This window comes from Mesorhizobium sp. WSM4828 (assembly GCF_055811175.1).
This window is the reverse complement of the sequence record NZ_JBVVQK010000032.1, coordinates 33,092-56,829: the sequence shown is the minus strand read 5'-3', so window position 1 is coordinate 56,829 and position 23,738 is coordinate 33,092. Positions and strand designations below refer to the sequence as shown.

Below are 23,738 nucleotides of genomic sequence, written 5' to 3'. Positions count from 1 at the left end.
ACTTAACTGCCGGATAGCTTGAATAACGCGAATCGGCCATCATGAAAACAATGGCTTACACGCTCGACAAACTGCCCCTGGAAATCCTAATCGGACCGGTTTCCCGCGCCACCGAGGTTTTGGCCCGCCTTGACGAGCGGCTGGCTCGTTCTCCCGTCCGCGACGGTTTTGTCGAGCGCCAGCACTTCGTCGACCCAGCCGCCGCGCTCTGGCTCGAGGGCGAGCTCGTCCACCTCGAAGACCTCGTCCTGCACGACGCCCACATGGACATTCGCACCACAACCCACGAACTCACCCGCGCGCACGCGGTCCTGCGTACCCGTCGGCGCATTTTTGTGCAGAGGCCGGACTGGGCGCTCAGTCGCGACGGTTTTTTGGCCCTGACCCGTCGGGACGGCGCTACGCCTGCGGCGGGACAAAAAAGCCGGGAAGGGGAGGGGGGATAATACCATCTTTACGAAATTATCGAACTTGACGAACTTACGATCTGTAACCATATTGGTGACAGCAAGAGGTTGTCATCATGGCCGCTCCAAAACGCAGCAATCATAGCGGGACCGCATCCCATGCGGGAGTCGCCGCCCTGAGTTTTACCACAAAGTTGCCGGCACAGGCCGATTTCAAGAAGGCGTTGCTCGAACGCTATCAGGAGGCCATCGCACGCAGCCGCAAGATCGGCCATCGCGTGTCGTTCCGGGTAGAGGTCGACCCGGCGGCCGGCGCGCAGACGATCACGCCGGTCGAGGAACAGCCGAGCGCCTCAGATGCCTTTCCCGTCGAGGACACGGGCAAGCCCGACGCTGAACTTGAGGCAGCGCTCGCCGAGGCGCGCGAACGTGGTCTCAAGCGTGTTGCCGAAATTGTCGCCGGCGAGGACATGCTGAGCGCGGACGCCTTTGCCAAGCTGATCGGCACGTCGCGGGTGACGGTCAACGCCAAGCGGCAGAATGGCCAGGTGCTCGGGGTCGATGGCGCCAAGCGCGGCTTCCGCTTTCCCGTCTGGCAGCTCGACAAGGACGGCCGTCCGTTTGGGGCATTGCCGGCGCTCCATGCCATGTTGGGCAATGCGTGGGCGGTGTACCGATTTCTGGTGTCGCGCCACAGCGCGCTTGATGGGCGGACCGGCCTTCGAGCTCTCCAGCAGGGTGACAACGCCGCGGTGTTGGCAGTGGCAGAAGGCATGGCCAGGGGCGATTTCGACTGAATGCCTGGCGTTTCACCTCCACCCGATTTCGGGCGCGCAAAGCTCGAAATCGAGACCATACCGCCGGGGCGGACATTTGGTCGGATCTACTGGAGCACCTATCCTGATCCCCTCGGATACGGGAAGTCGACGAGCCGTTTCAGCGATCCGCGGCGTCGTGTTGCTGCCAACCGTTTTGGCGTTCTCTACCTCGGCGACTCTCTGAAGGTGTGCTTCCTCGAGACCGTGCTCCGAGATCGGCGCGAAGGACTATTCGACGACCTCCCGATAGAGGAGGTGGAACTGACCCTACGGCGCTATGCGGAGATCACCACCACTGCAGACCTTCGCCTTGTCGACCTCAGGGGCGACAATGCGGTCAGGATGGGTGTTCCCACCGACGTCGTTCGGGCACAGCGCCAGAACTTGGCGCGCTGGTGGTCGGTGGCGTTTCACGAGCACCCGTCTCAGCCTGATGGAATCATTTACCCCTCGCGCCTGAACGGCGCGACCGATCTCGCCATCTACGATCGTTCGATAGGAAAGCTACAGGCGAAGCGCGTTGTGACGCTCCTCGGCGCGCCGGGATTGGCCCAGGTTCTCGGGGATTTCAAAGTCGGTTTGGTGTAGTGCCTTTGGCCCGGTCGTGTGGCATGACAAGGGGCTGTCGGATCGGGTGGCATTAAACGACCGGAATTGGGGCCGACAGCAGATCGGCAGCTTTCGAGCATCCAGTTGGCAATGCAGCCATTCAGCTCACGACCCCAGGCGGACCCTCGTTCGCCCTTCGCCGAATTCGCGCCCCTGACCGATTCCAGACATTCGTCAGATCCTAGACCGAACATCTAGCTTGGAACTCAAGGGGGCGACCGAGCCGAAACGACCAGACTAGGAGGCAAGTTGACCACAATACTTGGCTGGTATGCTGTCCCGGTTGCGCGATCCAGAACGGTCACTCGTCGAGCCAGTATTGGCGGGAACAGCCGAACTGGCGCGAGGCGACAGATTGGCGCTTGGCGACAAATGCCATTGTGAAGAGACTCCGGGGCGAGTTGTTCGCTTTCACACCAGGCACGATCATGTAACCCTGATCGACCAGTTGCAATTTCAGCTCCCTGAGATGCCGTTTGAAGCCGTTCTCGATTTGACTCCGAGGGTAGCGCCATCCGCTTCTGCACGCTCGGATGAGAATGTCGGAATACAATTCGGCGCTAACGGCTCTCATAGCATCTTCGGAAATCAGCTTGCCACCAGATTGCGTGCCTTCGGACAAGCATGGTCCAGCCGACAAAGACAGCATCAGCATTGCGGCAAAGATAGATGACTTCGTCATGGAGACCTCCTGTTTCCAGAATGGATCGGGGGTTCTGCGACCCGACGAAACCCTTCGACAGGAACCCTAGAATTGCTGGCGGTCGGATGGGATCGTGCAAATGCAGTGTTTTCGAGATCGCATCTGTAGTATTTTGCCGTGCCGGGTCGGCCACAACTCGTAGCGGATCGGAGACTTGAAGCGATGCTTCGCGCCGTGAACAATCCTCTGACCAGTCTGTCGGACCGGGAGCGGGTGGTCGCTGCAAAATTCGCCGAGGGGATGACCTACCGTGAAATCGGCGAGACGCTCTTCATAGCGCCGACTACCGTTCGGACCCATCTGTCGGCCATCTATCGGAAACTCGATATTCGAAGCAAAGTGGCGCTTGCAACCTTGCTTGCCGACCAACGCGGGCAAGACACCGGCGGTGCACCATCCGGTGGCTTTTCGGTAGAGGACTCTGGGCCAACAGTCGTTGCGGTTCTCCCTTTCGACAATCTGAGCGTGGACGAGCCATGGAACCGCTTGGCCGATGGCCTGTCGGCGGACATCATGGTCGATCTCGCTCGCTACCCCGACCTTGCGGTTATCGCCCGCCAGACCATGCTCTCGTACAAGGGACGGCGCGATGACGTGCGTTCCATCGGGCGGGAACTGAAGGCGGATTACCTACTTGAGGGAACTTTGCAGGCGGCAGCGCAGCAGCTGCGGATCTGCGTCCAACTCGTCGACGCGCGCACTGGAGTCGATTTGTGGACAGCCCGCTATGATCGATCAGCGGAAGACCTGTTTGCGATGCAGGACATGGTCACCGAAAACGTCGTCAATGTCCTTGCTAGCTGTTGCGGCAAGCTCGCAAAACTTCGACGCGATGTTGTCCGGCGAAAACACCCCGCCAGCCTGCGTGCCTATGACTACTATCTGCTCGGCGTCGAGCAGCACAATTTGTACACGCACGCTTCGAATGCGGAAGCGGTGCGGCTTTTGACGCGTGCCATCGAACTCGACCCTGGTCTAGCCAGAGCCTGGACAGTCTTGGGGCTGGCGCACGCCGTCGCCGCCATCAATGCGTTTACCAATGACCCTTCCGCCGCAAAGGAGCGCTGGAAACTCTGCCTCGAACGAGCTTTGGCGCTCGACGCGGGTGATACCCATGCGCGCATATGTCTGGCCGAGCTTCGAGCCTTGCAGGGCGATCTCGATGCCACAGCAAGAGAACATGATCTTGCGTTAGCGGCCGCCCCGCACGATGCCGATACCCTCGCCTTGCTTGCCGGAGGAAAGGCATTCGTGACGGGCGACCCGCAGGAAGGATATGAACTGGCGAAGCGCGCGATCCGTCTCAATCCGCATGTTTCCTGGTACTATAGCATGCTGGGCCGATCGAGCTTCGTTGTTGGCCTCCACAGGGAGTGCCTGACCGCGTTCAGCCAAGCTCCGCCGGACTCGCCTGCAACGCTGCTGTTCCAGGCCATGGCGCACGCCATGCTCGGCGAAGCACCTCAGGCAATGAAGATTACCAACCGGTTGGCGAGAGAATTTGCAAACATTTCGGCCGAAGGGTTTATCGCCTCCTATCCAGTCACCAATCCTCCCGCTATTGCCGCGATCCGGGAGGGCGCCCGCCGCGCGGGGCTGGCCTAGCTTCAATTGAGATACCACTGCGGAGTCCTCGGCGCGACCAAGCGAATCTTAGCGACAATGTTGATTGCCTATTGTGTCGTAGACGCTGTCGGCTACGCGCAGGCGCAAAGTCCGCTCACCATCACCGCACCAGTCTCTGGCCAGACTGTGGATGGGACGCTCTCCTTTTCCGGGACGGCTTCCGTCAACAGCATTACACGGCGCGGAACTATTAGCGGACAGACCAATACCGGGGTCGAATGCCGAGGGACGGCTACCGTCAATCTCACGTTCTCGCATGGACAAGGAACGATCGTTTGCGGGCAACTCTCATCCCGGTTCGTGTTCTCGCTGACCAGCAGACAACCCCCAGCCGGCACAGGAACGGGAACCCTTTCCGACGGGCGCAAGGTGATGTTGAGAATAGGACAATGACCACAAATCGACAGCCCTTCTGTCGAGAAGTGGCGAGCTGAAACATTGGCGTAAGTTGGCTCGATTACTACTCCTGCCAAAGCCGATGCCGAGCCGGTCGATGCCCTCGCACGCGGAAAACGGAAGCCTGCGAGGCCCGGTCGTAGCGGATCAAGGGTGGGCGACGCTTTCTCACGGCGCCAAATAGCGCCACGTCAGCTGCGCTATTTGCGTGCGAGCACGACGTGAGCCTCTTGGGGGAATATCAGCTCCCCTCCAGTTGAATAGATTGCCAGCGAAGAACTTAGATCCGCCGTGATCGCTGCGATGACTGCGGCCCGATGTCCGGCCTCCATTCCGCTGATCAGCCCAGCCTGCGGAGTCGCTGCCAGCTGTAATCGCACATATTGCTTTGACGAGGGGAACCGGATGTTCTGCGTCGTCGTGTGGATGGTCACCTGACGAAATCCCGCCCCGGCCACCAATCGGTAAAGCTCGTCCGCATCGGCGAGTGAATGCTCGGACCGTTTCGTTGCCGAAGCGCCCGGACCGAGGTGTCGATCCAAGGCATCCGCCAACGCCTTGGCCGCGGGAGTGTGCTCGATGGCGCTGAAAACGCTTTAGACCAGTCGGCCGTCCGGCACCAGAACCCGGAACATCTCACGTAGCGCACTCGATCGGTCCGGAAAAAACTGCAGTCCGAGCTGGTAAAGAACCAAAATCAAAGGTGGAGTCAGGGAACGGCATTTCCAGCGCGCTTCCCTCGTGCCAGTCGATGAGCGGTCCAGCGCCTCTCGGGAGCGCGCGAGCAACGGCAAGCATCCCCGTGTTGATGTCGAGGCCGACGACCTGCCCATTTCCCATACGCTCGGCCGCCGAGCGTGCCACCACGCCGGTGCCGCAAGCTACGTCCAGAATCCGTTCACCAGATTGAGGCGCAGCACGATCCAAAAGGTCGGCAGCCCATAGGGCTGTGATTGCCGGGACCAGGTAGCGCTCGTAGAGTTCCGCAGCGCTGCCTTCCAGCTGCTACTGCTCCTGCTGGGCCATGGCGTCCCTCCCGCACAACGAGCCGCTCGGCGATGAAAACAAGGATACAGAGCAGATCACCTGGACGGTCGGCTCACCCCCCTAACGAGACGTCTACTGCTGTTTCGGCGGACGCCGGAAATGGCGCAACTGTGACCTCCAGTACCGTCGCCGGCGATGTCTGCTTCCAGGGAGCGACAAAGTTCTACGGCTGACATGCCGAAAGCAGACTGGCAGCTCGTGTTTGCCAAAGGCAGGGAGGCGGACATCAAGCTTAGAGCCTAGCCCTGCGCGGCACACCATTCGGATTGGGAGCCAATTCCGGTCTGTCTTTCGTCTCAACATTGTAGACGCGAACGTGCCCGTCTAGGCCTTTGAACTGGCGAGTACTGAGGTCAACGATCGGTATTTTGTCATGCAGATGGCGCGCTACTGAATAATCGATGAGTATTTGTCGATCCTCAGCGCACGAACACAGCCGCGACGCAAGGTTAACGACATTGCCGATCGCGGTGTAGTCAACGCGGGCTTCGTAACCAATGCGACCCACCGTTGCCCACCCCATCGCAAGCCCCATGCCGAAGCCAATCTGATAGCCACGCTGCCTCCACCCAGATATGAGTTCTTGAATTGCTTCCTGCATGTCGACACCCATTTTTACGGCATGAAGCGCCAGCTCTTCACATGGAACCGGGGCGTTGACGAGAATCATCAATCCATCCGCCGAAAAACTGGTCAGCATCACCTCATACCGGGTGATGATCGCGCCGAGCGCCTCGTAGTTCTCACGCAAGAGCTGCATGACGTCCTCAGGCTGAGCGTGCGCCGAAAATGCGGTGAAGCCACGCAAATCGCAAAAAACAGCGACCACTTCCGCGCGCTGTCCGGCGAGCATTCTCTCGTCGCCAGCCTTTTCTACGAGCTCCGCCACCTGTGGTGCCAGGAAGCGCTTCAAACGCGTCATTCGCTCAGCGCGGTCCGGCCATATGGCGAGTTCCTGCGCCATTTGGTTGAACCGCGCAGCCAGCCGCTCGAGTTCGTCTCCACTGACAATGTTGATCCGATGATCGAATTGCCCGGCACCGATCTTGAGGGCGCCTTCTTCCAGCAATCGGATGGGCCCGCTCATCCGTCTGGCAAGCCAATAGGCGAGTACCGCCGCAAGGACTGTGGCGGCGAGGAACAACCCGCCGGTCCGCCACAATGAAGCGTATAGAGGTGCAAAAGCCTCTGCCTGCGACTGCTCGACAATTACCGTCCAGCCGGCCGCGGTAACCGGCGCGCCAGCAGTCACAACGCGTTCATTCTCGGCGTTGCGGCTTGCAATCGCAGTGCCGCCTGCGGCAGCGATCGCATCCCGCAATCCGCGCAGGGCCAACGCTGCTCTCTCGTCGGCGCCCTGCATCATTTTGCTGATGGCGGGGTGAGCGATGAGGTGGCCGGCCTGGTCGACGACAAATGCCTGGCCGCTGCGGCCCACGCGGATTTCGGAAACGATGAGCCAGATAGGCTTCAGGCTGATTTCGGCGATTATCGTGTTTTTTAGGACTGTATCGTCGTAGTTCGCCATCGCCATGGTTACCGACGGTTCGGAACCCTGGCGATAGGCGACCGGGCCATACCAGACCTTCGCCGTCCTGGCGCCCACGACAGCGGGATCGCCCGAGCGATCCGCCCCGCCTTCCGTCCTGTTCGAGCCCGTGCGCGAGACGTGCAGCCGTTCAGCGCCGGCGCCGTCGACGAAACTGATGCCGAGAATTCCCGGGACCTGGTGCATCACGCGTACGACAAGGAGCCGAAGCTGTTTCACGCCGGCCTGGGCCGACACGTCCTCGGGGATCGTGGAGCCGAGCGGAATCTTGATGTCGTCGAGAAAGCTCTCGATCCTGTCGGCCGCCGATGTTGCCTCGGACCGCAGCAGGGCACTGAGGATCGCACGCTGGTCGACATAGCTGAACCACGTTTCGCTGATGCCACTAGCAGCCATCGGAAAAACGACCGCCGCGAACAAAACCAGAAAGTATTTCCGGAATAGCGATCGACGCATGGGAGCGGCTTTGGCCCCACAAAAGCGCCCGACGAGAAGTCGGACAATTCAATAGAGAAAGATACCCGAAGTTCCGTCCAATTGGTATGGGTGGGGGCGTCCACCACCCAATGTCTCCACCACGCTAGGTCCGTTCGTGTCGTTTGAACACAAAGCTGTAAGCGGTCTGTGGAGCTTCATCCACTTTCGGCGTGGATATGGCCGGGCTAATAAGCGCTAAGCGGAATATGGGCATCGCGCCGCGACGGTTGACATTTAATCGCGGCTCAGCGCTCGCCGGAGAGCACTGAAACGAATGCGATATTGCTGGGGCGTCAGTCCGATCTTGCGCCGGAACAGGCGCCCGAAAAAACTCGCATCCTCATAGCCCACTTCATTGGCCACCACCTCGACCTGCAGGTCGCCCGTCTCGAGCAGTTCCTTGGCCGCTTCGAGCCTGAGCGCGTGGATGTAGTCGATTGCCTTCATCTCCGTCGCCTTGGCGAAGCGGCGCACGAAGGAGCGCTCGGACAGGCCTGACAGCCTGGTCATGGCGGCGACGGGCGAGGGCGTCCGGTAGTTGAGCTCCGCCCATTTCTGGCAGCGGTTGATCACAGCGTCGCTGGTCTGGCGAAAGCGGATCAGCGCGGCGAAGGGCTGCTGGCCCATGTCGTGCCACTGCAGCATGTAGACCTTGGCGACCTCCATCGCCTCCTTGAGGCCGACGAAGCGGGCGATGAGATAGAGGGCGAGATCCTGCCAGCTCGAGCCGCCCCCGGCCATGACGATGCGCTGGGCCTCGCCGCTCAGCACCAGCGACTGGCCCGCCTTCACCTTCACACCGGGATAGTTGTTAGCGAGCGTCGCGACATAGCCCCAATGGATTGTGGCCTCGCGATTTTCCAGCAAGCCGGCTTCGCCGAGCAGGACCGCGCCGGAACAGGCGCTGGCCAACATGGCGCCGTCCGCATGCGCCTGCCGTAGCCAGCGGGCCTCGGCATCATACTGCCCGGCGACGCTTTCGCCCGGATTGACGAAGAAATCGGGGATGCAGACGATGTCGGGTCGCGGGCAGTCGGAAAGCGCGTGGTCCGGGCGTACCCAGACGCCGTTTGAGGCGCGAAACGCGCTGCCGTCCCCAGCAACCACATAGGGCCGCATGCGCGGCGTGCCCGCCGCACCGCTGGTGATGAACAGGAAATCCCTGCCGGGCGAGGAAAACAGGTCGAACATGCCGTAGATCGTGGAGGCGGTAGGCTCCGGAACGGCAAGGATCGCCACATTCAATGGGCCGGTCTGTTCAACCATGGCAGAAATGACCGCCTTCCAGCATTTTCGACTTTAGTGCCCGTGCCCGCGCTGCGCTAGCGTGTGTGAAACGAGGAGACCGCCACATGGCCACCGCCGCCACCCTTGCACCATCGAGCATCGAAAGCTTCCGTTCAACGATGCGTGGCGAGGTGCTGGAGCCGTCTAGCCCGTCCTACGATGCGACGCGGGTCGTCTGGAACGGCATGATCGACCGCCGTCCCGCCGTCATCGCGCGCTGCCGGAATGCTGCCGATGTCGCGGCATCGGTGAATTTCGCGCGCGAAGAGCGGCTGGCGATCGCGATCCGCTCGGGAGGCCATAATGTCGCAGGGTATGCCGTCTGCGACGGCGGCTTGATGATTGACATGTCGCTGATGAGTGGCGTGCGGGTCGCCGGCCTCGATCGTGTTTTCGTAGAGGGCGGCGCTATTTGGGCCGATGTCGATGCGACCACCACCCCGCTTGGCCGCGCCACGCCGGGCGGCCTGATCTCGGCAACTGGCGTTGCCGGCCTGACACTCTCAGGAGGCATCGGCTGGCTGCGCGGCAGCCACGGCCTCAGCGTCGACAATCTGCTGGCCGCCGATCTGGTGACCGCCGATGGACGCCTCATCCATGTCGATGCGACGCAGAACCCGGATCTCTTCTGGGCGTTGCGCGGCGGCGGCGGCAATTTCGGCGTGGTGACGAGCTTCGAGTTCAAGCTGCACCCGATCGAACCGGAGCTGATGTTCTGCGGTCCTGCCTATCCGGAAGAGCGCGCCAACGAGATCATTCCGCTTTGGCGCGACTTCATGCTAACCGCCCCCGACCGCCTGAGCGGGCTGGCCGAGTTCTCCACCCTTCCGGAGGATCCCTCCGTTCCCGAACACGCCTGGGGCCGCCGCGTCCTGGCGCTTGCGCATGTCTATGACGGACCGGCGGACGAGGGCGAGCGCGTCGCGGCGCCGCTGCGCAGCTTTGGCGAATCGCTCGTCGATTTCAGCGGCCGCATGCCATATCGCACCATCCAGTCGCTCTATGACGGCCTGTTCCCGAAAGGCCGCGACCGCTGCTACTGGAAATCCACCTACCTCTCGCGCCTCGACGACGAGGTCATCGGGGAGATCACCGCGCGGATGGCGAAGCGGCCCTCCGAGATGACCTTCGCCTCGATCTGGAAGTTCGGCGGTTTCGTCCAGCGCGTTGCAGCCGATGCGACCGCCTTCGGCGACCGCTCCATGCCCTTCATGCTCAGCCTCGACGCCATCTGGCCAGGCGCTGACGATGACGATGCGAACATCGGCTGGGTTCGCAGCTTCTGGCAGGACATGCAGCGCTATTCGACCGGCCGCTTCTATCTGAACTTCCCCGGCCATGGCGAAGGAGCGAATCTCGTGCGCGACGCCTTCGGAGCCGAGGTCTACGCGCGGCTCGCCAAGATCAAGCACAGATACGATCCGGACAATCTGTTCCGCCTCAACCAGAACATCCTGCCAATGCACTGACGTACAATCCAAATTGGGCGTACGGTTGCGTCTTTCGTCTCGGCCGTGGTGGCTTTGATCGCGCTGAGTCGCGAGCGTGGTCGCCGCGATGTCCGCTAAGTCAGCGTCCAAGGCCTGAGAGCCCAGGAGAACGCCCGCTTACAGGAATTAAGCAGATGGAGGCGAACGGCCGACATGAGGCGCCAAGCTGACCTTGAGGCGGCAAGTTCAACCTAAAGCATGTTCATGGTTTGTGCACCGAAAGTTGCATAAGAGTGCATTGTGGTGCCTCCTACCGAGTAGAACGGCGCGGTGCCGAGAGGGCGTCAAGCCCCTCCTGAAGGTGGCCGTTGAGGACAATCATTTCCTTGAGCGCCCTACTTTGATCGACTTTGTTCCCCGCACCAACCAGACCCAGTCCTGGTACCTAGTGGTGCGAATCTGACACTTGATGCATTGGTCGACTGCTGCGAGTGTAGTGAGCAATGCGGCTAACGCCCGAGTTGGTCGCCAGAGTGCTCAGTGCGGACGATTCTCTGCCACAGCCCTTCACCGCGCCGTCCGATGCCGACCATGATGACACCGTCCGGGCGATACTAGCCGCCGCACGGTCAGCTGATGATGTCTGGCTCTTTGCCTATGGATCTCTGATGTGGAACCCGGCCTGTGATTTCGTGGAGCAGCGGGTAGGCTTCGTGCCCGGGTGGCACCGCTCCTTCTGCCTCGGTTGGGACCGGTGGTTTCGTGGATCAGACAGCAAACCTGGTCTCATGTTGTCGCTCGACCGTGGCGGGCAGTGCAAAGGCGCGGTCTATCGCCTGCCGCCGGATGCTATCGAGGCCAATCTCGGCAGGCTCTTTCGTCGTGAGATGCGCGCCAAGCCGTCCGCTCATTCGCCGCGCTGGGTGAATGTTCGCACCGAGAACGGACCGCTCCAAGCGATCACCTTTGTGATTAACCGGAACAGCGGACGCTATGTCCGCGGGCTGTCGCTGGAACAGATCGCCGACGCGCTCGCGGTCGCGTGCGGTCCGTGGGGCTCCATGGCCGACTATCTTCACAGCACTGTAAGTCACCTTGAAGGTATGGGGATTCACGACGGCCAATTGTGGCGTTTGCAAGAGCTGATAGCCGAACGCATCGAAGCGTCGACGGCCGAGGATCTTCCCGTGAAATGAGCCAACGGGACTCAACCCTCGGACCATGCCCACTTAGGTGGCGAATTGGAAAGCAATGGCACCACGCCTGCCAAGTTCTTGGTTTGTGCTTCTGCAGACTGGAACGCGAGAGTGCAACTTGAGTCAGTTCGGAAAGAAGCTAATCGACGGGGCCGGCGCTGAGCACCAGCAAGTCGCAGCCGGCTATCTCGCACTGGCATCGTGCCCCACGTTTCGCGGCCACCATTCAATTGGCTGTTGCCACCATCGTCGTCTCCGTAGTTGAGTACCGGGCAAATGAGCGCGCGCAAATGAGCGTGCCCAGAGAAACCCAGGATAGCTATGGAAGGGCGGGCACGGCGCGTGTGCGTGATGTGGAGACCTGGGCGGCAGATTGCTGCAAGTGTTCAGAAACGATCGTGTGAGCCAAATTGTCTGGCGACAGAAGGCGGGAAGTTCCCCTGCCTTTTTCGGGCTTGCCTATCCTCCCGCGTAGGATGGTGGCCGCGCGGCATTGCCCGACGACCGCGTGCAGCTTGTTGCATCCTTGGCTCCATGGAGTGGCTACAGGTGGTCCACAGCAATGTCATTGAAAGAGAGCCTAAGTTGGCCCACATGGACATTGCGTCGGATGTCTCCTCCCATTTGTCCGGCGCGTTCCCTATTGGAGGTTTCAGCTTTCATACTTGGCCGGGGCTAAACAGTCCGGCCTTTTTCTTTTTGTCGTTCGGTGGGCTGCGGTCATCAGTTATGATGCGCATTCGCACATTCGCACTGTCCCGCTCGACAAGCATTATGACCAGTCAGGATCATTAAATGGCAAATCCTCCACGCCGACCCACAGATCCGATGTCAGCCGCTGAAGCCGCCTTTAAGCCGATCAAAAGGCCGGCGGTGCCGGTTCGCGGACCGTTCGCTGCTCCGAACATCAGAGAGCTTGTTTCGATCAGGATCGACAGGGCCGTGCTGGACCATTTCCAGGAAGAGGGGCCGGGCTGGCAGGATCGGATAAACGACACCTTGCGGCGCGTTATCTCCAAAAAACCGTCCAATGCGGATGGCGAACGATCAAACGACTACTGATCGGCACGGCGCCGATAGCGGCGAGCAGATGGAGTTGAAACGGAAGCGTAAAGCGTAAGCGATTGCCTTTTCGACCACCAACAACGCGTATCCTGGATTTTTGCATCGAGTCGCGGCCGAACCCCTCTATGCTCTGTGGGCGGAGACCCGAATGGCATTTCGATTCGTACACACGGCCGACATTCACCTCGACTCGCCGCTGCGTTCGCTGGCGCTGCGAAACCCTGATCTTGCCGAACTCGTCGGAGATGCCAGTCGTCAGGCGTTTGTTTCAATCGTGGATCTCTGCCTTGCCGAGCGCGTCGATGCGCTGGTCATTGCCGGCGATCTCTATGATGGCGATCAGACTTCGATGAAAACCGCCCGGTTCCTTGGCTCGCAATTGGCCCGCCTCCACCAGGCCAGTATCAGGGTTTTCAAGATCCGCGGCAATCACGACGCCCTGTCGCGCATATCGAAACAACTCGTCTTCCCCGACACTGTGACGATCTTCGGCGGCCGTCCCCAGTCCCTGCTGCAAACAGCCGGCGGGCTGGACGTCATGTTCCACGGATTGAGCTTCGCCAACCTCAAGGCGCCGGAAAGCCTGCTGCCCAAGTATCCGGCCGCCCGCGAAGGTGGGGTCAATGTGGGCATCATGCACACGAGCCTTGCTGGATCGCCCGGTCACGACGTCTATGCCCCTTGCAGCGTCGCAGACCTGCACAGCCATGGTTTTGACTATTGGGCACTCGGACATATCCACGTCCGCCAAGTCCATGCTGGAGCAAGCACGGTGGTGATGCCGGGAATGCCGCAGGGCAGGGACATCAACGAGGCAGGAGAGAAATCCGTTACTCTGGTAACGATACGAGATGACCGGTCCGTCGAAATAGAGGAAAGACTGACCAGTGTCGCGCAGTTCGAGCGGGCGAGCGTCGATCTGACCGGGACGGTGGAATGGTCCGAGGTCGTCGGCCGTGTCCGATCCGCGCTCGAAGAGATCCGGGCTTCCGTCAGGTCCCGCCATGCTGTGGTCCGTCTCGGACTGGCCGGGGCGGCGCCTTTGTCCTGGGCGCTGATCCGCGATAGGGACTTGCTGCTGGCCGAAGCCGAGCAGGCGGCGGAACAGACGGGCGACACATGGGTGGAAAAGCTTGAGCTTGATCTCGTTCCACAGAGCGCGGAAACACCCGACGGCATCGCTGATCCGATTTTCGAACTCGCCGAGTCCATGCATGCCGATGCCAAGTCAGAGGCCTTCCGCGCCGAGGCGAGGGCGCTTGTCCAGAAGATGGTTGCCGATCTGCCGCCGGACGGGCGCGACTTCGCCGGACGGGACGAAGCCGGGCTGGAACTGTTCCTCGACAGGGTGCTTGCCAGCGGCGCCGACCTGGTCACGGCCCGCCTCAAGGCAGGTGGGGCGCAATGAGGCTCCGGCGCCTTGATCTCATTCGTTACGGCAAGTTCACCGATGGGACGATCGACTTCGGCCCAAGGCCTCAGGCCGGTCCCGACTTCCATATTGTGTTCGGGCTGAACGAGGCCGGCAAGTCGACCGCGCTTTCCGGTTATCTGGACCTGCTGTTCGGTATCGAGGAACGCAGCCGCTACAATTTCCTGCACGAATACAGCGCGATGCGTATCGGCGGGGTGCTCGAACTCGCCGGGACTGAGCACACATTCACGCGCACCAAGCAGCGCACCAACTCGCTGCTGAACGCGATCGACCAACCGGTGAGCGAGGTGGCGATAACGGCGCATCTCGCAGGTCTGTCGCGTGACGCTTACGAGACCATGTTCTCGCTGGACGACGAGACGCTGGAAGCAGGCGGAAAATCGATCCTGGAGTCCCGCGGCGACCTGGGCAAGCTCCTGTTCACCGCCAGCGCCGGTCTTGGGCATGCGAGCGACACGCTGAGCGCACTGGAGGCCGAAGCGGACAGGCTCTATCGCAAGCAGGCGCACGGAACCGAACTTGCGCTGCTCAAGAAGCGGCTTGCGGAACTCAAGTCACGCAGGGACGCGATCGACACCTTGGCCTCGACTTTTGAGAGCCTTGAGGCCGAATGTCTCGACGCGACGGAAAAGTATGGCCGCAGTATCGCCGAACGGTCGTTGCTGTCGGCTCGGCTCGACACGATTGCCACGTATCTTCGCGCGATCCCAATCCTCGCCGACATCCGGCGCAAGGCAGCCCAGCTTGCCGAGTTGCCTGACATTCCCTCACCACTACGGACCTGGACAGGCAGCGTCACCGAACTGATCGACGACGACGCCAGCCTGAGAACGCGGCTGTCAGGGAACTTCGATGACGCCGAGCGCGTGACAATGAGAGTCGCGTCGTTCGATGTGGACGAGGCGATCCTGGCAATCTCCGAGCGGGTTCGGGCGCTCGCGGACCGCAAAGTGCGCTATGTCTCCGCAGGGCTGGACCTGCCAAGTCGCAGGACCGAGCTGCAGATACTCGACAAAGCCGTGGCGACTTGCCTTGCCGCGCTTGGGAGGTCGTCCGAGGCAGACCCGGCTGCGCTGCTTTTGCCTGCTGCCACCGTTGGCGCCGTCCGCGCCATGCTCGAGGAGCGATCGGGAATCGCCACCAGCGTGCGCGTTGCCCGCAACGAAGCCGCGGCGGCGCTCGATGCACTGCAGGCGGCACGCGAGCGGGTTGGGCAAGAGAGGGCTGTACCCGAACCTGCAAGGGCAAGGCTGGCCTCAGCTTTGTCGAAGGCGCGAGCCAGCGGGCACCTGAAAGACGTCAGGATGGCGCGCGAGGCGGAGGACGCGGGCACGGTTCGATGGGAGGCGGCAATCCCTCGCCTGCATCCCTGGTCCGGAGATGCCCAGACACTGGCCAGGCTGCCGGTTCCCAGTGCTGGGCAGGTTGGCGCCTGGAAAACTCGGGCAGCAGAGCTGGGAAAGGGCAGGGCTGTCCTGTCCGAACGCCTCGCCGAACACCAGGACAGTCAGGACCTGCTCTCGGCGCGCCTGGATGCGCTTCGTGCCTCGGTCGATGTAACCGACGATGAAGCGGCCTCTGCCATTCGCCGCGCCCGGGATGAGGCCTGGGCAAGGCATCGAGGTGAGCTCAGCGGCGAAACGGCGGACGAATTCGAGACCCTATTGGCGCGTGACGACAGTGTTGGAGTGGTTCGGCTGGCCAACGCGCGGGAGCTCGCCGAGATCCGCACAACAATCCGCAGCCTCGCTGAAACAACAGCCGCCATCACACGTATCCGCGACCAGCTCGCGCAGATCGACCTGGACGATCAGGCTGTACTCTTCGAACTTCGCGCGGTGGCCAGCGAGCTGCTGGCAGAATGCCTGGAATTCTCGCCCGAGCGTCTGATCGAAATCATGGAGGATCGTGCCTCTGGCCGCAGTGATGCGCTCGCGGCCTGGGAAGAAGTCGAGCTGGCACGCAAGAAAGCCCGCCGCGCGCTCGACGAGGGAGAGCAGGTACAGCTGGAGTTGATCCGGGCGCTGGCGAGCGTCGGCATAGACTCGGAACCCGGCGACAGCGTGGAGACAGCCATGGCCGTGGCAGAACTGTTCCTCGACAGGCAGCTCAAAGTCGATGCGGAACGTGCCGAGGCGCTTAAGACCGTGAGCGCGAAAGAGGAGGACTTGGCCGCCAGACGGCGGGCTTTGGACGTGGCTGAAAGGCGCGAGGAGGAATGGTTGGCCGGCATTACGGAGGCGCTTGCCGGCACCTGGCTTGAAAGCGGCATTTCGGCGCCTGGCGTCGGCAACGTGCTCGATCAATTGGCTGAGCTGTCGAAAAGCATGCAGGAGCGGGATGCCATGCAGCTCCGAATCGAGAAAATGGAGGCAGACAGAGACAATTTCATTGTCGAGGTCACCGCTGCCGCGGCTGAAGCGGGTGAGCCCGCGAACGGCGACGAACCGGAGCAGTTGGCCATTCGGTTAGCTGAGCGTCTGGAACGCGCCGATCGCGCCAGGGAGCTGAAGACAAACGTCATCAATGACCTGCAGCGCCTGCAGGACGCTCGTGACAGTCTCAATCTCGAGATAGCGGCGCATGAGCGACGCAAAAGTGAGGTCTTGGCCGCCTTCGGCGTGGCCACCTTGTCGGAAGTCGTCGAACGCGACGAGTTGCTACGGGAAAGGGATCGGCTGCGCGCTGCCGTTGCCGAGCTTGAGGAGCAGTTGTCGGCTGAGCTGGCGGTGGAAGGGTTCGACCAGGCGCGTTCCGTGCTGGATTGTGTCGAGGTCGATAGCCTCCTGGTCGTGAAGGCCGAAAGTGAGCAGCGGCTTCGGGATCTCGATGAAGCGATACAACAGCAGCTTATTCGCCAGACCCGGGCGGCCGACAAGCTGGACGCAATCGGCGGCGACAGCGCGGTTGCGCGGATAGATGCGGAGCGCCGCACCGTTCTTCTGGAAATCGAAGAAAAGGCGGTCCGCTACATCGAGCTGAAACTGGGCGTCATGGCCGCCGGGAACGCTCTGCGCGTTTACCGCGAGCGCCATCGCTCCGGGATGATGAAGCGGGCATCTGACGCTTTCGCACTCATCACGCGCGGTCAGTATTCGGGGCTTGCGACCCAACCTGTGAAAGGCGGGGAAGTCCTCATTGCATTGCAGCGCGACGGGCAGTCCAAGGTCGCCGACGCGCTCTCAAAGGGGGCGCGTTTTCAGCTCTATCTGGCGCTGCGGCTTGCCGGTTATTACGAGTTCGCCCAATTCCGACCCTCAGTGCCATTCATTGCCGATGACATCATGGAGACCTTCGACCATTTCCGGTCCGAGGAGGTTTTCAGGTTGTTTGGCGAGATGGCAAGTGCGGGTCAGGTGATTTATCTGACGCATCACCAGCACCTGTGCGAAATTGCCAAGGCTGTTGTGCCGGGCGTAACGATCCACGAGCTCGCATAGTTGCCTGCTGTCGCGTGGCATGAGTTGATGCCCCTGCTACCAAGACGACTTTCCTAGGCCGAACCTTGGATGACCGCTTCGCGCCTATCTCGGCCGTTGCGGCGAGCTTTGCCACTGGCTGAAAGCGGACGCTAGTCTAGCGGCGATCACAAGCCAGATCTGGCCGAGCACCCAGAAGGAAAGCGCCGACGGGAGCAGCAGCCAGAGATGCGGTGTTGGTATTTTTCAGACCCCGCTGTTAATTCGGTCGTCTGAGTTTGATGGAGAAGTTCGAACAGGCCAGGCATTGATCGGCAGCAGCATCAATTCTATCAGGATCAGCGGCAAGCTGCCGATGAGGGATTGATCCTACCTGTACTTCTAACGAACGCTTTGCATGCGGGGACAGCTGATTGATCGTGTTTTGAAGGTCACATTTCCCAATTGGTGTCATTGGGCAAGGGTTTGTAGTTGGGTCCGCATTTGGAAGTTTTGAAAGCTTTTGCCTCCACAAGCCGACTCCAGCATGGTGGCCCGTCGAGTAAAAGTTAATCATTCCGGAAAGCCAGCCTTGCGAAGGCCTTCGAGGTACATGTCTCGCAAGGCCAGGTCGCGATAGGGCTGGGATTCGACCCAATGGCTAATTTTGAAATGGTGGTTTGTTGCCAGATATAGCGTGGCCTCTTCACGCGCTTCCTCTAACCGGCCGAGCCGCGCCAGGATCGAGGCCAAATTAACCCTGGATTCGGTTCGATAGGTTGCATCATTCCTCAGAGTTTTCACTGCTTCCTCATACTTACCGGCAGCGGATTGGGCACCTCCGAGTAACCAGAAATACCAGCTCGGCGGGCGCGGATTCAGGCGAAATGCCTTCTCGATGCAGGCGATGGCCTCTGCTCCGCGACCCTCATAGGTCTTCAAATCCCCGAAGTTAGCCCAAGCATCGGCATCGTTTGGATTGAGGCGGAGCGAAATCTCGTACTCTTTGGCAGACTCATCCCATTGGCGCTCAAGGAGGAGTATGAACGCGAGCACCCAATGCGTGCCAGAATTTTCGGGATCGAGTTCAATCGCCTTTCTTGCCGACGCCACAGACTGTTGACGAAGGGGATTCATCGGATGGTTCCTAAAGACCCAAGCCTCGCACTGACTGATTGCCAACCAGCGATAGGCATCCGCGTAGTTAGGATCGAGCGCGATGGCCCGCTCGAACAAGGGAATGGCCGCAACGCCTGCCTCGGTGGAGTGTGCCCATTCAGCCCGCCCCCGTAGATACAGATCATAGGCCCCCAGGTTCGTTGGCCGATAACGCTCCTTCAGGTTTGCCGCGGCCAACTTGCCGGCGAGCCCTTCCACAATCTTGCCGACGACTTCGTCTTGTGCCGCGAAGACATCGGCAAGGTCCCGGTCGAAGCGATCCGCCCAGATGTGCCCACCGGCGGGTGCATCGATGAGCTGGGCATTGATTCGCACCCGGTCCGCCACCCGTCGGGCGCTACCCTCCAGTACATATTTCACGCCCAGTTCGCGAGCGATCTGGCGGGTGTCTACCGACCTGCCCTTATAGGCAAAGGATGAGTTCCGGGCGATGACGAAGAGCTCGTGCACTTTGGAGAGGTCGGTAATCAGATCCTCCGTCAATCCATCGACGAAATACGCCTGCTCGGCGTCAGCACTCATATTCACAAAGGGGAGGACCACTATTGACGGCTTATTGGGAAGAGAAAGTTCGACGGCGGAGACTATCGCCGCGGCTCCATCCTTGCCCGCGAGCCGATAGGTTTGGATCGGTCGATCGATGTTTTTGAGAGTCTGCGGGCCCGACGAAACGAATGAATATGGCAGCTTGCCGTTGATCTGCTCGAAGACGCTTCCCGAGATGCATAATCCACCGGGCTCCGACAGACTCTCGAGCCGAGCAGCAACGTTGACTCCGTCGCCGTAGAGATCGCTGCCCTCCACCATCACATCGCCGAGATTAATTCCAGCACGCAATACAATGCGTCGGTCCACAGCCACATCTGCATTCGCGGCATCCATAGCTTTCTGCAATTCGACAGCGCAGTCTACGGCGTTGACCGCGCTTCCGAACTCTATTAGCGCGCCATCCCCTATCAGTTTGATGAGGCGACCGCGATGTTTGGAGATCACTGGATGAAGGATCTCTCGGCGTCGAGATTTGAGCGTAGCCAAGGTACCTACCTCGTCGCGCTCCGTGAGGCGGCTATAGCCAACCACGTCGATGGCCAGAATGGCAGCAAGGCGGCGTTGAACGCGCTCTTCGGACATCGCAGGGGTGCTCTCACTGCGGCAAATTGTATTAGTATCACGAGGAGGAGTCTATTCGCCTACCTTTCCGCTCTGGTCCGTGCACGTCGGTTTGACTTGCCTTCGCCGTCCCAACGCGCGAGCAGGGTTCATAGGTGGCGCGGTACATCCTCCTTCCCGTTCTGTGCCAGCAACGGCATGTTGCGGCTATATGAGACGCCACATCGCCAAGATTTATCCCGATGCAGAACACAATCCGCTCATGCTCCGGCAGTCCACCATTGCGAACGGCCACATCTTTTTGAATTTCGGCTGCGCAGATTACCGCATCGACCACGCTGTCGAAGACGCCGACAAGTGCGCCATCTCCTAATAGTTTGACAATTCGACCCTGGTGCAGAGCGATCGCCGTATCGGTTACGTCGGCCCGGATGCATTGGCAGTGCGATACGGACTGAGATACAAGCTGTGATACAAATCGCTATGGAATGGTCCATTTGGACTGGAACATAGCGGAATGACGCCCGCATCTCGCGTGCGCAATGACCCAAGCTTGCATCAAATCGACGCAAACTACGTTGTCGGATCCGACGCAGATGACGCGACTTCAACGACTCAGGGCGTGCAGCGCCCTTTGTGCCGCGATGAGGTCGACGATTGGATACTTGGTGTTAAATGTGTGGACCACCGCTTGCAGACGCGTCGCGGCCTCGTGGTCACGACCTTGACGTGCCAGAACTGGTGCGAGTTGCGTTGCGGCGCGAAGCTCGAACAGTTTTGCTTGCTGCCGACGGGCAGTGGCAATTGCTGTTTCGAATAGCCGAGCGGCACCCGTCAGGTCACCTCGGCGAGCGGCGATTTGGCCACGGAAGCGAATACATTCTGTTAGATGGCATGCTTCGTCCGTATCGAGAATGAGCGCATCGACGTCATCAAGCACTTGCGATGCTTCTTCGATGCGACCGGCCCGCAGGAGAAGATCGCAGAGTGCGCATATTTTCTCGGGGGTATGAAATACGACGCCCTGCCCACGCCAGAGAATCGTGCTCTCCCGGACGTCATCGATGCCGGCTTCAAGTTCACCTAAATGCGAGCGGGCATAGCCACGCCACCTGATGCCGCTGCTTCGCCGCGCCGCGTAGCCATGCCGCTCGCAAATTTGGACGATCTTCGTGGCGGTCTCAAGTAGTTCCTCGTATTGACCGAATATAGCAAAAAATTCACACTGAGCGAGAAGATACCAGGCGAGGTCGAAGGGTTTATCGGGCTGACTGACGGTTCGAATCAGTTGCTCTTTTTCTTCGATGGCTTCGTCAAAGAAGCCCAATATGATCAGTGAGTCGCTAAGATATTCTTGGGCAGAGAGACGTTGATCCGCACCAGCGAACAAGATGCGACGACTTGCTTCAACACGTTCAATCAGAGCTAAGGCCTTGCGTAGGGCCTCCGCTGCCAGCGGTTGTTCTCCCCGGTTGTAGTGAGCAATCCCCTTTGCCGCCCAAAGTGCACTCAGATAGGCCGCTGGAACGAGATTGGCATCGTTTGCGAGCTGCTCTTCGGCCAGGGTCAGGTAATCTTGATTGCGCCCAGTGGCATAAAAAAATGGAGCGAGTGAAAGCGCAACGTCACATTGCAATTCGACCGATGCAGTGTTCGCGGCGGCAAGACGTGCATCTTCAAGCGTCTTCCCAAGGCGCTCAGAACGATACCCTTCAGCCTGCATCAAGGCATTGGCCATCGCAAGGTGGAGACGGGTCATCCGTTCGGCGCCGCCGGACACATCGCCAAGTCTCCTGCTGCAGTCGATAGCACTGGCAAAGTGCGACACGGCTTCCCGAGTGGCAGCTCTGGCCGCGGCGGCCCTTCCCGCCTTTTGCCAGTGATCGAGCGCGCCGGCCCAATCCCCAGCTTCCTGAAGGTGGTGCGCGAGGAGCTCGGGTTGCGCTTCAGTGAGTTCGGTCCACTTTTCCTCCAACACATCTGCGACACGCTTATGTATCTCCTGCCGCTTGGCGCGCAGCAGCGTGCCATACGCTGCGTCCTGAACGAGCGCATGCTTGAAGAGGTAAGTGGCCACTGGCCGCCTCCCGCGGCAGAACACCAGACCGGCGCCGACGAGTTGATCCAGGGCGTCATTTAGATCAGCGGCATTTCGCTGTGCGACCGCTGCCAGCAATTCGTAGGAGAACTCCCGACCGAGAACCGCGCCGACCTGTGCGACCTCCTTAACCGTTGAGCCGAGGCGATCGAGCCGCGCCATCAACGATGCATGCAGCGTGGCGGGGACGTTCAACGCCGTCGCAGCAGCTCTTGAGAGCACTGTCCTGGCGTTGCCGCTCTCCAACACCGCCTTGGTCAGCTCCTCGACGAACAATGGCACCCCATCCGTGCGCTCGATGATCTCCGCGACAACGTCGCTCGGCAGCTCTCCTGTGCCGACGACCCGCTGGACCAGCGCGGCGCCTTCACGACGGTCGAGCCGATTGAGGACCAGAACCGTGACTTGCGACTGCCCGATCCACGGCGGTTGAAACTCGGGGCGAAACGTGAGGAGAAGCAGCACTGGCAGGCGCGGCACCCGCTCGATGACCAGGTCGAGCAGCTCGCGAGAGCTGGGGTCGACCCAGTGCACATCCTCGAAGAGCATCAGCACCGGACCTTGTCGCGCCAGGTCTTCGAGCTGCCGGAGCAGCGCATCGAAGGTTTTCTCTTTTTTGCGCTGGGGCGTCAGTTGGAGAGGCGGGAAGCGGCCTTCGGTCGGCAACGACAGCAGCTCGGCCAGCAGCGCCCCATCCTCCGGCGAGGCCGGGCCAAACAGGGCCGCAAGCTTATCCAGCTTCCTCTCAAGCGTGTCGTCACGCTCCAACCCGGCGGCACGTTCTAGCTGCGCAATGGTCGGGTGGAGCGCGCTGTCTTGATGGTGCGGCGAGCAGAAATAGCGCAAGCGGGTGTGTGGCTCATTCTGGATCCGCTCCTGCAAGGTCACGGTCAGGCGCGACTTCCCGATGCCGGGCTCGCCTGAGAGCAGCACCACGCGACCTTCACCACTTTTCGCGCGATGCCAGTGGCGCTGCAGCAGGTCGATCTCGTCGTCACGCCCGACCAGCGGTGTGGGCGTCGTCCCATGCAGCGCCTCGAACCGGCTTTCGACAGAACTCTCACGAACCACTTGATAGGGATGGATCGGCTCCGGAAAGCCTTTCACCTCGACGGCGCCAAGATCGCGGTATTCGAAGAGATCGCCGACCAGCTGCCGCGTTTGCGGCCCGATCACGACCGCGTCGGGTTCGGCAAGAGCTTGCAGGCGGGCGGCGAGGTTCGGCGTCTCGCCGACGACGCCGCGCTCTTGCCCTTCGCCGGCGGTGATCAGATCGCCAACGACGACCTGTCCGGTGCCGATGCCGATACGAACCCGCAATGGCTCGGGCTCTGGGAGTAGCCTAACGGCATCGACGAGAGCAAGGCCAGCGCGCACCGCCTGCTCGGCGGCGTTCTCGTGCGCCTGCGGATAGCCGAAATACACCAAAACTCCGTCACCCATATACTTGGCGACAAAGCCGCCGAAGTGGACGACCGTATCGGAGACACAGCGGTGATACGCTCCGATGGTCTCACGCAGGTCTTCGGGATCCAGACGCGTCGCCAGCGCCGTCGAGCCGACGAGATCCACGAACATGACGGTCAGCTGTCGACGCTCCGCGCTCGGTTCCTGGGTGCGGCTCTGAGCCGCGATGTCATCGGTGCTCGCGTCGGAATGGCTTGGCGACGGCCCCAGCCACGCTACCGCCTTGCGGAATCGCTTGCGATGACCGAGGAGCATACCGAGCTTCTCGAGGTCGGCATCGGTCAGTTCCGGCAGGACTTCCGCGTCGATCGCGTTGTCGCGAAATGCCTGCTCGTATTGCTGGAGGCCGAGACCTCGCAACCAAGCAGCAACGTCCACACAGCTCTCCCTAGGCTGAATTAGGTCCTCAACCGCAATATTAACTCAGATGCCAGGGAAATG

General features: G+C 60.8%; 16 protein-coding genes and 1 pseudogene. 10 read left to right on the top strand and 7 right to left on the bottom strand.

Annotation, left to right across the window (positions count from 1 at the left end; genetic code table 11):
• The first annotated feature begins 50 nt into the window (after positions 1-50).
• From AC0L2X_RS27360 to AC0L2X_RS27350, 3 genes are all read left to right on the top strand, one after another.
• Positions 51-446, top strand: coding sequence for a hypothetical protein (locus AC0L2X_RS27360; RefSeq protein WP_473562068.1), 396 nt, complete (start codon positions 51-53; stop codon positions 444-446).
• 77 nt (positions 447-523) lie between these two features.
• Entirely contained in the window at positions 524-1,204 is a 681-nt protein-coding gene (locus tag AC0L2X_RS27355; RefSeq protein WP_473562069.1) for an XRE family transcriptional regulator, read from the top strand.
• A complete protein-coding gene (locus AC0L2X_RS27350) occupies positions 1,205-1,813 on the top strand; it encodes an RES family NAD+ phosphorylase (protein ID WP_473562070.1) in 609 nt (202 codons plus the stop codon). It begins immediately after the preceding gene.
• Between the two features lie 322 nt (positions 1,814-2,135).
• Here AC0L2X_RS27350 and AC0L2X_RS27345 read toward each other — a convergent pair whose 3' ends face one another.
• Positions 2,136-2,516: a hypothetical protein gene (locus tag AC0L2X_RS27345; RefSeq protein ID WP_473562071.1), complete on the bottom strand. Its 381-nt coding sequence runs from the start codon at positions 2,514-2,516 to the stop codon at positions 2,136-2,138.
• Positions 2,517-2,699: 183 nt separating this feature from the next.
• On the opposite strand from AC0L2X_RS27345, the gene AC0L2X_RS27340 reads away from it, so the two are divergent.
• The gene (locus AC0L2X_RS27340; RefSeq protein WP_473600687.1) at positions 2,700-4,142 is read left to right on the top strand and encodes a LuxR C-terminal-related transcriptional regulator; all 1,443 of its coding nucleotides are present in this window, start codon (positions 2,700-2,702) and stop codon (positions 4,140-4,142) included.
• Positions 4,143-5,155: 1,013 nt separating this feature from the next.
• Here AC0L2X_RS27340 and AC0L2X_RS27335 read toward each other — a convergent pair.
• From AC0L2X_RS27335 to AC0L2X_RS27320, 4 genes and pseudogenes are all read right to left on the bottom strand, one after another.
• Positions 5,156-5,392 carry a class I SAM-dependent methyltransferase gene (locus AC0L2X_RS27335; protein ID WP_473562085.1) on the bottom strand — a complete coding sequence of 79 codons (237 nt, stop codon included), beginning with the start codon at positions 5,390-5,392 and terminating at the stop codon, positions 5,156-5,158.
• A pseudogene (locus AC0L2X_RS27330) lies at positions 5,313-5,486 on the bottom strand (methyltransferase domain-containing protein); the annotation flags it as partial. The gene AC0L2X_RS27335 and the pseudogene AC0L2X_RS27330, both read right to left, overlap by 80 nt.
• 352 nt (positions 5,487-5,838) lie before the next feature.
• Complete coding sequence (locus AC0L2X_RS27325) at positions 5,839-7,611, bottom strand: adenylate/guanylate cyclase domain-containing protein (protein ID WP_473562073.1); 1,773 nt, start codon at positions 7,609-7,611, stop codon at positions 5,839-5,841.
• Positions 7,612-7,866: 255 nt separating this feature from the next.
• Entirely contained in the window at positions 7,867-8,898 is a 1,032-nt protein-coding gene (locus tag AC0L2X_RS27320) for a GlxA family transcriptional regulator (protein ID WP_473600686.1), read from the bottom strand.
• Between the two features lie 86 nt (positions 8,899-8,984).
• Between AC0L2X_RS27320 and AC0L2X_RS27315 the strand changes: the two genes are divergently transcribed.
• From AC0L2X_RS27315 to AC0L2X_RS27295, 5 genes are all read left to right on the top strand, one after another.
• Complete coding sequence (locus tag AC0L2X_RS27315) at positions 8,985-10,388, top strand: FAD-binding oxidoreductase (RefSeq protein ID WP_473600685.1); 1,404 nt, start codon at positions 8,985-8,987, stop codon at positions 10,386-10,388.
• A gap of 494 nt (positions 10,389-10,882) precedes the next feature.
• Positions 10,883-11,545, top strand: coding sequence for a gamma-glutamylcyclotransferase (locus tag AC0L2X_RS27310; RefSeq protein ID WP_473562076.1), 663 nt, complete (start codon positions 10,883-10,885; stop codon positions 11,543-11,545).
• A gap of 795 nt (positions 11,546-12,340) precedes the next feature.
• Positions 12,341-12,607 (top strand): BrnA antitoxin family protein, encoded by a 267-nt coding sequence (locus AC0L2X_RS27305; protein WP_473562077.1) that lies wholly within the window; start codon positions 12,341-12,343, stop codon positions 12,605-12,607.
• Positions 12,608-12,758: 151 nt separating this feature from the next.
• On the top strand, positions 12,759-14,018 hold the full coding sequence (locus AC0L2X_RS27300) for a metallophosphoesterase family protein (RefSeq protein ID WP_473562078.1): 1,260 nt from the start codon (positions 12,759-12,761) through the stop codon (positions 14,016-14,018).
• A complete protein-coding gene (locus AC0L2X_RS27295; protein WP_473562079.1) occupies positions 14,015-17,485 on the top strand; it encodes an ATP-binding protein in 3,471 nt (1,156 codons plus the stop codon). The genes AC0L2X_RS27300 and AC0L2X_RS27295 overlap by 4 nt, the downstream gene beginning before the upstream one ends.
• Positions 17,486-18,016: 531 nt before the next feature.
• Here AC0L2X_RS27295 and AC0L2X_RS27290 read toward each other — a convergent pair.
• Positions 18,017-19,753 carry an adenylate/guanylate cyclase domain-containing protein gene (locus AC0L2X_RS27290; protein WP_473562080.1) on the bottom strand — a complete coding sequence of 579 codons (1,737 nt, stop codon included), beginning with the start codon at positions 19,751-19,753 and terminating at the stop codon, positions 18,017-18,019.
• 190 nt (positions 19,754-19,943) lie between these two features.
• On the opposite strand from AC0L2X_RS27290, the gene AC0L2X_RS27285 reads away from it, so the two are divergent.
• A complete protein-coding gene (locus tag AC0L2X_RS27285; protein WP_473562081.1) occupies positions 19,944-20,105 on the top strand; it encodes a hypothetical protein in 162 nt (53 codons plus the stop codon).
• Positions 20,106-20,339: 234 nt separating this feature from the next.
• Here AC0L2X_RS27285 and AC0L2X_RS27280 read toward each other — a convergent pair whose 3' ends face one another.
• A complete protein-coding gene (locus AC0L2X_RS27280; protein ID WP_473600684.1) occupies positions 20,340-23,675 on the bottom strand; it encodes an AAA family ATPase in 3,336 nt (1,111 codons plus the stop codon).
• Between the last annotated feature and the right edge of the window lie 63 nt (positions 23,676-23,738).

Excerpts from the sequence above, each read along its gene's own strand:
- AC0L2X_RS27360 (WP_473562068.1), top strand. The coding sequence starts at position 51 with ATGGCTTACACGCTCGACAAACTGCCCCTGGAAATCCTAATCGGACCG.
- AC0L2X_RS27355 (WP_473562069.1), top strand. The coding sequence starts at position 524 with ATGGCCGCTCCAAAACGCAGCAATCATAGCGGGACCGCATCCCATGCG.
- AC0L2X_RS27350 (WP_473562070.1), top strand. The coding sequence starts at position 1,205 with ATGCCTGGCGTTTCACCTCCACCCGATTTCGGGCGCGCAAAGCTCGAA.
- AC0L2X_RS27345 (WP_473562071.1), bottom strand. The coding sequence starts at position 2,516 with ATGACGAAGTCATCTATCTTTGCCGCAATGCTGATGCTGTCTTTGTCG.
- AC0L2X_RS27340 (WP_473600687.1), top strand. The coding sequence starts at position 2,700 with ATGCTTCGCGCCGTGAACAATCCTCTGACCAGTCTGTCGGACCGGGAG.
- AC0L2X_RS27335 (WP_473562085.1), bottom strand. The coding sequence starts at position 5,392 with ATGGGCAGGTCGTCGGCCTCGACATCAACACGGGGATGCTTGCCGTTG.
- AC0L2X_RS27325 (WP_473562073.1), bottom strand. The coding sequence starts at position 7,611 with ATGCGTCGATCGCTATTCCGGAAATACTTTCTGGTTTTGTTCGCGGCG.
- AC0L2X_RS27320 (WP_473600686.1), bottom strand. The coding sequence starts at position 8,898 with ATGGTTGAACAGACCGGCCCATTGAATGTGGCGATCCTTGCCGTTCCG.
- AC0L2X_RS27315 (WP_473600685.1), top strand. The coding sequence starts at position 8,985 with ATGGCCACCGCCGCCACCCTTGCACCATCGAGCATCGAAAGCTTCCGT.
- AC0L2X_RS27305 (WP_473562077.1), top strand. The coding sequence starts at position 12,341 with ATGGCAAATCCTCCACGCCGACCCACAGATCCGATGTCAGCCGCTGAA.
- AC0L2X_RS27300 (WP_473562078.1), top strand. The coding sequence starts at position 12,759 with ATGGCATTTCGATTCGTACACACGGCCGACATTCACCTCGACTCGCCG.
- AC0L2X_RS27295 (WP_473562079.1), top strand. The coding sequence starts at position 14,015 with ATGAGGCTCCGGCGCCTTGATCTCATTCGTTACGGCAAGTTCACCGAT.
- AC0L2X_RS27290 (WP_473562080.1), bottom strand. The coding sequence starts at position 19,753 with ATGTCCGAAGAGCGCGTTCAACGCCGCCTTGCTGCCATTCTGGCCATC.
- AC0L2X_RS27285 (WP_473562081.1), top strand. The coding sequence starts at position 19,944 with ATGAGACGCCACATCGCCAAGATTTATCCCGATGCAGAACACAATCCG.